Annotated in this window: 11 protein-coding genes; 3 read left to right on the top strand and 8 right to left on the bottom strand. The window is 64.9% G+C overall.

Going from position 1 to position 9,991, the window contains the following annotated elements; all coding sequences use genetic code 11:
* Window positions 1-62: 62 nt before the first annotated feature.
* Window positions 63-854, bottom strand: coding sequence for an oxepin-CoA hydrolase, alternative type (locus tag PL79_RS17240; RefSeq protein ID WP_044844651.1), 792 nt, complete (start codon window positions 852-854; stop codon window positions 63-65).
* Between the two features lie 211 nt (window positions 855-1,065).
* On the opposite strand from PL79_RS17240, the gene PL79_RS17245 reads away from it, so the two are divergent.
* On the top strand, window positions 1,066-1,722 hold the full coding sequence (locus tag PL79_RS17245) for a glutathione S-transferase family protein (RefSeq protein ID WP_044844650.1): 657 nt from the start codon (window positions 1,066-1,068) through the stop codon (window positions 1,720-1,722).
* A gap of 49 nt (window positions 1,723-1,771) precedes the next feature.
* Here the strand turns inward: PL79_RS17245 and PL79_RS17250 are convergent, their stop codons facing one another.
* Together PL79_RS17250 and PL79_RS17255 are read right to left on the bottom strand one after the other, a co-directional pair.
* The gene (locus PL79_RS17250; RefSeq protein WP_044844649.1) at window positions 1,772-2,944 is read right to left on the bottom strand and encodes a pyridoxal phosphate-dependent aminotransferase; all 1,173 of its coding nucleotides are present in this window, start codon (window positions 2,942-2,944) and stop codon (window positions 1,772-1,774) included.
* 33 nt (window positions 2,945-2,977) lie between these two features.
* Complete coding sequence (locus tag PL79_RS17255; RefSeq protein WP_044844648.1) at window positions 2,978-3,475, bottom strand: putative toxin-antitoxin system toxin component, PIN family; 498 nt, start codon at window positions 3,473-3,475, stop codon at window positions 2,978-2,980.
* Window positions 3,476-3,532: 57 nt separating this feature from the next.
* Here PL79_RS17255 and yaaA point away from each other — a divergent pair, with 57 nt between their 5' ends.
* Window positions 3,533-4,315, top strand: coding sequence for a peroxide stress protein YaaA (yaaA, locus tag PL79_RS17260; protein WP_044844647.1), 783 nt, complete (start codon window positions 3,533-3,535; stop codon window positions 4,313-4,315).
* 88 nt (window positions 4,316-4,403) lie between these two features.
* Complete coding sequence (locus PL79_RS17265; RefSeq protein ID WP_044844646.1) at window positions 4,404-5,558, top strand: M14 family metallopeptidase; 1,155 nt, start codon at window positions 4,404-4,406, stop codon at window positions 5,556-5,558.
* 82 nt (window positions 5,559-5,640) lie between these two features.
* Here PL79_RS17265 and PL79_RS17270 read toward each other — a convergent pair whose 3' ends face one another.
* The 5 genes from PL79_RS17270 to PL79_RS36360 form a co-directional block, all read right to left on the bottom strand.
* Window positions 5,641-6,294: a BspC domain-containing protein gene (locus PL79_RS17270; protein ID WP_044844645.1), complete on the bottom strand. Its 654-nt coding sequence runs from the start codon at window positions 6,292-6,294 to the stop codon at window positions 5,641-5,643.
* 136 nt (window positions 6,295-6,430) lie between these two features.
* Entirely contained in the window at window positions 6,431-7,105 is a 675-nt protein-coding gene (locus PL79_RS17275) for an energy-coupling factor ABC transporter permease (RefSeq protein ID WP_044844644.1), read from the bottom strand.
* A 75-nt stretch (window positions 7,106-7,180) separates the two neighbouring features.
* Window positions 7,181-8,017 (bottom strand): response regulator transcription factor, encoded by an 837-nt coding sequence (locus PL79_RS17280; RefSeq protein WP_044844643.1) that lies wholly within the window; start codon window positions 8,015-8,017, stop codon window positions 7,181-7,183.
* A gap of 208 nt (window positions 8,018-8,225) precedes the next feature.
* Entirely contained in the window at window positions 8,226-9,443 is a 1,218-nt protein-coding gene (locus PL79_RS17285; protein ID WP_044844642.1) for a DUF2863 family protein, read from the bottom strand.
* Between the two features lie 313 nt (window positions 9,444-9,756).
* Window positions 9,757-9,991, bottom strand: a 235-nt coding sequence (locus PL79_RS36360; protein WP_207671172.1) for a hypothetical protein, incomplete at its 5' end; no start/stop codon positions are given.

Consider the following 9,991-nt stretch of genomic DNA (forward strand, 5'->3'; position numbering starts at 1 on the left):
GCCTGCGCGCGCGTGTCGCCGAGGCAGCGGAACCGGCGTTCGAGCGGTGGCCGCGAGCCGGATCAGCGCTTGTAGCGCGGCTGGCGTTTCTCGAGGAATGCGGTAATGCCTTCGAACGCGTCCGCGTGATGCAGTGACGCGACGAAGTGATCGCGCTCGGTGCCGAGGTGCGCATCGAGCGGCTGCGCGGTCGCATCGTCGAGCAATGACTTGATGCGTGTCAGCGCGTTCGGCGAGATGCCGGCAAGCGAGTCGGCCCACGCGAGTGCGTCGGACAGCACGGCACCGGGCGCGGCGAGCCGGTTGACGACGCCGAGCGCATGCAGGCGTTCGGCCGCGACAGGCTTGCCCTCGAACAGGATTTCGGCGGCGAGCGCACGCGGCAGCGCACGTGCGAGGAACCACGAGCCGCCGCCGTCGGGCGTGAGGCCGACGCGTGCGTACGACATCACGAACTTCGCATCGTGCGCGGCAACGATCAGGTCGCACGCGAGCGCGAGCGAGAAGCCCGCGCCGGCCGCGGCGCCTTCGACGGCCGCGATCACGGGCTTCGTCGTTGCGCGCAGCGCCGTGATCCACGCGCCGAGCTGATCGATGCTGTCGGCCTGGTAGGACGGATCCTTCGAGCGGTTGTCGAGCAGCCGGTTCAGGTTGCCGCCCGCGCAAAAGAAGCGATCGGCCCCCGTGAGCACGACCGCGCGAATCGCGGGATCGCGCTCGGCGGTGGCGAGCGCTTCGACGCCGGCCGCATACATGTCGGGATGCAGCGCGTTGCGCGCGCCGGGATTGGACAGCGTGAGGACGAGCGTCGATTCGCTTTCGGGCGGACGCGAGGCCAGCAGTTCAGCACTCATGCGAGTGTGTCTCCATCGAATGGCGGGGTTGCGGCGTCGCATGTTGTGCGGGCTTGCGCGCCTACCCGTGAGGATGATGCCGCAGCGGATGTATCGTTGTCTTGACGGACGCGAAACTGCTTTAGACTAGCACGAACGTGCTTTTCAGCGCGACGCATCCCGATGCGGCCGGCATCACTGCGGCCGCGCCTCAGCAACGAAGGAGACTCCGATGCTACAGCTGTGCGGTATTCCGTTGTCCAACTATTACAACAAGGTGAAGTTTGTCCTGCTCGAGCATGGCATCCCGTTCGAGGAATCGGCATGCGGTCTGCCGATCAACGATCCGGCACTGCTTGCCGATTCGCCGCTCGGCAAGATTCCGTTCCTGAAGACGGAAGAGGGCGCGCTGTTCGAGTCGCAGGTGATCATCGAGTATCTGGCGGCGCGTTATCCCGACAAGGCCATTTTCCCGGCCGGGCCGTTCGCGGCCGCGAAGGTGCGCGAACTCGTCGAGACGCTCGAGCTGTATCTCGAATGGACCGCGCGCGAGGTCTATACGGAAGCGTTTTTCGGCGGCAAGGTCAGCGACGGGATGAAGGCGCACGTCGAGAAGCGCCTGCCGCGCGCGATCGATGCGTTCAAGCGGATGACGCAGTTCTCGCCGTACGTGCTCGGTGACACGTTCGGTCTTGCGGACATTGCGGCAGCGATCCATCTGCCGGTGATCGGGATGGCGACGAAGGCCGTCTTCGGCCGCGATTTCCTGCTCGACGCCGGCATCGACTGGAAGGCGCACGTGAAGCTGGTCGGCGAGCGGCCGGCCGCGCAGCGCGTGGCGGCCGATCGCAAAGCCTACGTCGAGGCGGCGAGCGCCGCGCGTTCGTAAGCGCGGTGCAGGCGCGGTGTCGTACCGCGCCCGGCCGCCGAGGCAAGCCTTACAGGCGCGCGAGCCGTTCGAGTGCGGATGCGAGCGTGCTTTCCTGCTTTGCAAAGCAGAAGCGCACGACGCCCGACTCGTGCGGCTCGTGGTAGAACGCCGACACCGGAATCGCCGCCACGCCGATCTCCGACGTGAGCCACTTCGAGAATTCCGCTTCGGGCAGATCGCTGATCGCCGAATAGTCGACGCACTGGAAGTACGTGCCGGTGCACGGCAGCAGTTTGAAGCGCGTGCGCTCGAGGCCGGCGCGGAAGAAGTCGCGCTTGTTCTGGTAGAAGCCGGCCAGCGTCAGGTACGGCGCCGGATCGCGCAGGTAGTCGGCGAGCCCGATCTGCATCGGCGTGTTCACCGTGAACACGTTGAACTGATGGACCTTGCGGAACTCCGCGGTCAGCGCGGCAGGCGCCGCGACGTAGCCGACCTTCCAGCCCGTCACGTGGTAGGTCTTCCCGAAGCTCGACACGATGAAGCTGCGCGCGGCCAGGTCCGGGTAGCGTGCGACGCTCTCGTGCCGCGCGCCGTCGTAGACCATGTGTTCGTACACTTCGTCCGACAGGATCAGCACGTTGGTGCCGCGCACGATCTCCTCGAGCCTGCGCATGTCGGCCTCGCGCCACACGGTGCCGGTCGGGTTGTGCGGCGTGTTGATCATGATCATCCGCGTCTTCGGCGTGATCGCGGCGGCCAGGCGATCGAACGGGATCGCATAGTCGGGCGCTTCCAGCGTGACGAACACGGGTTTGCCGCCGGCCAGTTCGATCGAAGGCAGATAGCTGTCGTAGGTCGGTTCGACGACGATCACTTCGTCGCCGGGATGCACCGCGCACAGGATCGCCGTCAGCAGGGCCTGCGTCGCGCCGGCCGTGACCGTGATCTCGGTGGCCGGATCGTAGCGCCGGCCGTAGACCTGCGCGATCTTGTCGGCGATCGCATCGCGCAACGGCGCGACGCCGGCCATCGGCGGATACTGGTTGTGACCGTTGCGCATCGCGGCCGCGACCGCGTCGACGATGCGCGGGTCGCAGTCGAAATCCGGGAAGCCCTGGCCGAGGTTCACGGCGCCTTTCTCGGCGGCGAGCGCGCTCATCACCGTGAAGATCGTCGTGCCGACGTTCGGCAGGCGCGAGGGGAAAACGGGAGTCGTAGGCATGTCGGTAGGAGCGTTCATCGATACGGTCGCAAGCGGGTGGCGCCGGGCTCGTCAGGCCGGCGTGGTGGGGGTGGCCGACGCGGCATCGAGCGCGCAGGCTTCGGTAAATGGCGCGGGCTGCGCGATCCGGAAGCCGAAGTCGCGTGCGGTGCGCTTCGCGAGCTTGAGCAGCGCACGGTCCTTCGACACGAGCCAGTCGGCCTGCGCGGCGCGCGCGAGCTCGAGAAACTTCTGATCGTCGCGGTCCTTGCACTTCGGCAGCGGCGGCGCGTCGGCGTCGACGGGCGGCGGCTCGACGAGGCGCGTCAGGCGGGCGACGGTCGCGAGCGCTTCGGCCTTGTCGATCGCGCGCGCCTGGAACTGCGGATAGTCGAGCACGAGCTCGAGTTCGTTCAGGCAGCGGCCGTCGATCACGGCGGCCAGCGTGCCGCGTTCGAGCGCAGCCCGGATCGGGCGGGTGGCGGGGTCGTCGAATACGAGTATGTCGATCCAGACGTTCGAGTCGAGCACGACGCGATGTGCGGCATGCGGGGCGAGGGAGCGGGTCATTCGTTACAATCGGTGGTTTTCGTCTGACCGCAAGGCACGGCGTGCCAGCGAGCCTCTATGATAATCGTTCTCTCCCCAGCCAAATCCCTCGACTACGATACGCCCGCCCACGTCCCGTCTTACACGAAGCCTGCATTCGTCGACGATGCGTCGGAACTGATCGACGGCCTGCGCAAGCTGTCGCCGCAGGACATCTCGACGCTGATGGACATCTCCGATCCGCTCGCGCGGCTGAACTTCCAGCGCTACGCGGACTGGTCGCCGACCTTCACGACGGCCAATGCGAAGCAGGCGGTGCTCGCGTTCAACGGCGACGTGTACGAAGGGTTCGATGCCAGATCGCTGTCGGCCGCCGATCTCGACTATGCGCAGCAGCACGTGCGCGTGCTGTCGGGCCTGTACGGGCTGCTGCGGCCGCTCGACCTGCTGCAGCCGTACCGGCTCGAGATGGGCACGCGTTTCGCGAACGCGCGCGGCAAGGATCTGTATGCGTTCTGGGGCGACCGCATCACGCGGGCACTGAACGAGCAGCTCGAGACGCGCAGCGGCGCGGCACGTGTGCTGATCAACTGCGCGTCGACCGAGTACTTCAAGTCGGTCAAGCCGAAACTGCTGGCCGCGCCGATCGTCACGCCGGTGTTCGAGGACTGGAAGGGCGGCCGCTACAAGATCATCAGCTTCCATGCGAAACGCGCCCGTGGCCTGATGGCGCGCTATATCGTCGAGAACCGCATCTCCGAGCCGGCCGCGCTGAAGGATTTCGCGGTGGAAGACTACGCGTTCGATGCCGCTGCGTCGAACGATTCGACTTACGTATATCGCCGGCGAATCGGCGAGTGACCGAGCCGGCCGTTCACGAGACGGCCGGTGCATGCATGAGGCCGGACACGTGGCAGACCGCCCGCTCCGGTCGCAATTGGAGAGACAGATGACCCTTTCGATCACCAGCAATTTCGACGCAGGCGCCGTCGACGTCGTGTCGTGCGACAGCCCGGACGCGATCCGGCTGCGCATACGTGGCGACAACCGCTCGGAATTCGCGCAATGGTTCTACTTTCGCCTGACGGGCGCGCGCGGCGAGCGGTGCGTGATGTCGTTCGAGAATGCAGCCGAATGCGCGTATCCGTCGGGATGGCGCAACTACAGTGCAGTCGCGAGCTACGACCGGGTCGACTGGTTCCGCGTGCCGACGACATTCGACGGCAAGACGATGACCATCGACCATACGCCCGAGTTCGACAGCATCTACTACGCGTATTTCGAGCCGTACTCGGAAGAGCGCCATGCGGCGTTCCTCGGCGCGGTTCAGCAATTGCCGCAGGCGAGCGTCGTCGAACTCGGCCGCACGGTCGAAGGCCGTCCGATGTCGCTGCTGACGCTCGGTACGCCGGAAGTCGACGGGGCACCGAAGAAGAAGGTATGGATCATCGCGCGCCAGCACCCGGGCGAGACGATGGCCGAGTGGTTCGTCGAAGGGCTCGTCAAGCGGCTGGCCGGATGGGGCGACTGGGCGGGCGATCCGGTGGCGCGCAAGCTGTACGACCGCGCGACGTTCTACATCGTCCCGAACATGAATCCGGACGGCAGCGTGCACGGCAACTTGCGCACCAACGCGACGGGCGCGAACCTGAATCGCGAGTGGATGGAGCCCGATGCCGAGCGCAGCCCCGAAGTGCTGGCCGTGCGCGATGCGATCCATGCGATCGGCTGCGACATGTTCTTCGACATTCACGGCGACGAAGATCTGCCGTACGTGTTCGTTGCGGGTTCGGAGATGCTGCCGAGCTTTACCGAGCAGCAGGGCAGGGAGCAGACCGCGTTCATCGAGGCGTTCAAGGTCGCGAGCCCGGATTTCCAGACCGAGCACGGCTATGCGGCGAGCAAGTACAAGGAAGACGCGCTCAAGCTCGCGTCGAAGTACATCGGCCATCAGTTCGGCTGCCTGTCGCTGACGCTCGAGATGCCGTTCAAGGACAACGCGAACCTGCCCGACGAGCGGGTCGGCTGGAATGGCGAGCGGAGCGCGGCGCTTGGCGCTGCAATGCTGGCGGCAATCCTGGTGCACGTCGAGACGTTCGCGTAAGCGCATCGTCGTCGATATGAAAAAGCCGGCGCATCGCATGATGTGCCGGCTTTTTGGCTTCTGTCGTTGCCGCTCCGTCGTATCAGGACTTCTTCGCGGTTTTCTTCTTCACGGCATTCTTCTGGCCACTGGATTTTTTCGTTGCGACGGCTTTCTTGCCGGTGCGGCCGGATGCCTTGGCCTTCACCTTGCCGCGGTGTGACTTGCCGTTGAACTTCTTCGTCGACGACGACGGCCGCTCGACGCGCGGCTTCAGCGGCGGCACGGGATCGTTCCAGCTGAACGCAAGCATTTGCTGACCGACGTAGCCGCAGCGGAATTTCAGCGGTGTCGGGTCGCTGCCGTCGCTGTGGACGCCGAGGCCATCCACGGTAACGATGTTGTCGACCTTCACGCGCTGCTTGCCCTGATCGAACGAATCGTTCCACGGCGTGATCGTCGCCTTGCCGTTTTCGAACGCGTTCGGCGCGAAGTCGACGCGATCGAAGGCCGACGACGTGCTGGCGATGAAGCTGCCGTGCGCCGCACAATCGGCGACGATCGGATCGGCGTGCATCTCGTTGACGAATTTGTTGATCAGTTCGGAGCGCTGGTCGAGGAGGTCGGCGAATACCGGTGCCGGAAGCGCAAGCGACAGGCCCGCGACACAGGCCGCCAGCTTGCCGAGCGCCCGGAAAATCCGGAGCGAGGCAGGTGAGCTGTCCATCTGGTTATTGGTGAGGAGCAAATGAGGCATCGGGCACGTATAGATGCCCGATGAAGATCAGGAGTTCAATCTTAGCGTAAAAAAGTTGTGCGGCAGTAGGCGTTGCACTCTCCCGCGCTGCGCAAACGGATCGCCGCGCGCACCGCTCGCATCGGGGCCGCCGCGTTCAGGCGCGCGGGCCGCCGAGGCGATAGCGCCGAACGTCGAAGGTCGTGACCCACGCCGGACGATAGACAGCGATGAGCGCGGTGGCCATGCCGGTGAACCACGCTTCGCCGAGCGCGAGCAGCGCGGTGTTCAGCAGATAGCCGGCGGGAATCACGACGGGCACGCCGTCCGCGAGCGCGAGCTGGACACCGGCCGCGGCCGCGGCGACCGAGACGATCGCGATGGCCGGTGACAGGAACCCCTGGCCGATGATGAACGATGCGAGGTTGTGTGGGAGCCACGCGATCGCGGCGCGTTGCAGCAACGCGGACACGGCGACCGGTAGCGCGCCGTAGATCAGATAGGTGAGACCGATGCCTTGCCACGGCGCATCGAAGACGATCGCGGCGACGGCCGTGACGGCACCCATCGCGATCAGCGCAAGCGTCCAGTCGAACAGCGTGACGAGCAGCGTCGCGCCGAGCAGGTGCATGACGATGCCATCTTCGAGCCACGCATTCGAGGCCCACAGCACCGTGATCGCAGTGACGAGCGCGAGCCACACGTGCTGGAGCGTTGCGTCCTGCAGCCGGACGAAGGGACGATTCCAGAGCGCGAGCACGAGCAGCGCCACGGCGGCGATCCAGCCACCGATGCCAACCCAAAGCGGAAGCGGTGTGAAAAGAAAACCCATGGGTCCATATTACTCGTTGAGCATCAAAGGTGGGAATCCGCACATGTCGACCGTCGCAATATCGAGACTGTCCGATCAGCGGTCGCGCCGAAACCGCGCCCGCGGTTCGGCCGCGAGCGGCAGGTCGCGAGTGCTGGTGTCCGCGGCAGGCAGCGGGTATGGACGGTCGTTCCGTTGCTTGCGCAGGGGGACCGGGCCGCGTTCGCCGATGACGGGCTTGCTTGCACGATCGCGGTTCGCCAGCAGCACCTCGAGATGGGGCGACAGCCAGCCGTTGTAGATCGCGACTGCGGCAGCGCGGTTTGCCGCGCCCAGCTGCTGGAAGATGCTGGCGAGGTGGATCTTCACGGTGCCTTCGCTGATGCCGAGCGTGCGGGCGATCATCTTGTTGGTGCTGCCCATATGGACGAAGCGCATGATCTGCGCCTGTCTAGGCGACAGGAGGCTGCTTGGCGGGCGGCGCGGCAGCGATCCGGCGAGCGTCTGGAAATGGGCATCGTGACGCGCCGCGGCGGCGGAAGGCAGCAGGCTGAGCGCGATCGGCGGGATGTAATGGCCGCCCAGCAGAACCATTTCGAGCGCCCGCACGATCAGGTGCGGCCGTGTGGAGTGCGGGATCACGCCCGCGACGCCGTAGTTGTAGAAGCGCTGGATGGCCTCCGGCGTGGATTCGTCGATCAGCACCGCGGCGGGCGTCGGCGAGCAGGCGCTGCAGAGCGCCTGGAGTTCGCTGTGCCGCCCGACGTCCAGCCAGTCGATGGCAACGAGGTCGAAACGTTGGGTACGCAGCAGCCGGCGCGCCTGGAAACCATCGGGTGCATCGTTGATGCGGGCGTGACGGTCGATCTGCCGCAGCAGGGCTTTCAGTCCGTCACGCCGTTCGGCGTCTGAGTTAAGCACCAGGAACCGCATATTCAACCTCCGTAAGGTGAGTCATTGAGCTGCCGTCGGCATGGGGTGGCTCCGATAATGACAAAAACCTTACACGATGTCTGCTTGGCTGAAAGGATTAGGAAAAGTCTGAAATTTCTCGTGAGGGAAATGCGGACGAAAAAAAGCCGCTCCGGCAGGAACCGGGAACGGCTTCGTTGGGCAGGCTCAGCGGGCCTGCCGTGCACGATCAGTGAAAGTGCGGCTGGGCGGGCGATGCGTCTTCCGGCATTTCCGCGTGGACGATCTCGCCGAGCGGATCCGCATAGAGCGGCACGCCACAGTCGTCGCAGTACTCGGGCTCGAAGCGGCCTGCGTGCCGGCGGACGTCGGTTACGCCGCATTCCTTCAACAGACTCACGATCTCCTCGAGCGGCCCTTCGATCGGTGCTTCGCCTTCGAGCGTCGCGCTGTCGATCGACACGTCGCCGTTCTCGCGACCGTACAGCGGCCACACGACGCCATAGATCACGTCGTTGCTGGCACGTCGCGTGAAGCCGACGCGATACTCGTCGATCCGGCGCTCGCCAAAGCCCGCGACCACCGCGCGCAGCTCTTGCGGTGCCGCACCAAGTGTGTCGAAAAGATAACGGATGGCCGTTCGGACCGTGTGCGGACGGATGCGCTCGTCCGCATCGCGGCAGGCCGAGTAGTACGCGTCCGGAAGCAGGCATTCGAACTCGCAGCCTGGCAGGGCAGCCGACAGGTTCGGGCCGCCCTGGGCAGTCCATTGCTCGAGACACTGGCCGCGTTCGATCCGGTTGCCGTGTTCTTCCTCCTGCCAGCGAAACAGCGGTGCGCCGGCCGGCGCGGCGACGACGGCGAGCAGGAAGCGCGGGTCGGCCAGGATCGGTGAGGTTTCGGGCAGGTCGCCGAAGCTGAGCTTGGCGGCGTGCTGGCCGAGCGCCGCGTGCGCGAGCTGCTGGGCGAGCCGATAGGTCTCGACGTGGTGGCGCGGCAACTGGTCGATGCTGTACAGGAACGGGGCCAGCCCGACGAGCGTGCCGGTGGCGAGCACGTGCGCCTGCAGGTGCGTGCGCAGTGCGTCGGCGACGTCGCCTTTCAGCGGGCCCGACGGAATCATGTAGCGCGTCCAGGCGAGAACGGGAACGGCGACCAGCAGCGCATCGTACGGCTGGCCGTCGTGTTCGATCACCATCGATTCGCTATGCGTCTCGGCCATGTCGGCGAGCGCGCCATAGGCGTCGGGGTGGTTCTGCTGCAGATGGTCGAGTGCTGCGTCGAGCGTGGTCTGGTTGCCGTTGCGAACAATCTTGGCAAGCAGCGCATCGAGCTTCGCTTCCCAGAAGCGATCCTCGATGCGACTGCCCGAGGCGAAGAGCGCAAGCGACAGGCCGACCAGTTTGTCGGCGTCGGGGGGGAGGCGTTTGGCGATTCGCTGGCGCATATTAAATACGTATAGAAAGAGGCGAAGAACCTCACATTCTAGTCCGTTCTTTGCGCCATAAGCGGTCTCGTGCTCCGGCATGGCCGGAAGGCCGAATCGGCGGGGATGAAAGAAAAATCCATCGAACCCCTTGCGCGATTGCCGGCAGGTGCTTAGAATCACGCCTCTTTCGCGCTAACGGAAACGCGGCGCGGGGGAAGAAGGGAAGCGGTGCTGTCGGGCGGGTCGTAGCGGCCTCGGCGGTGCAGGAAGTTGAACCTCAGTCGTCGCAACGAAGCAGTTAAAAAGTTGTTGACGAATTGAAAAAGACGGTTCATAATCTTGCTTCTCTGCTGCTGAAAACGCAGCGCTGCTGAGAAACGCGGAGTTTCTCGCAGAAATGCTCTTTAAAAATTAACAGCCGATAAGTGTGGGCGCTTGATGGTAGCGAGCTGATCTTCGGATCAGATAGCGAAAGTATCAAGAGTCTCACACTAAAGTAAGTCAGGTTTATGAAGTGATTCATATTCCTGTCAGCTTTGAGTGAGCGACCGGTTCTTAACTGAACC

Origin of the sequence: Burkholderia sp. USMB20, from assembly GCF_000949135.2 — a bacterium.
Classification (GTDB): Bacteria; Pseudomonadota; Gammaproteobacteria; order Burkholderiales; family Burkholderiaceae; genus Burkholderia.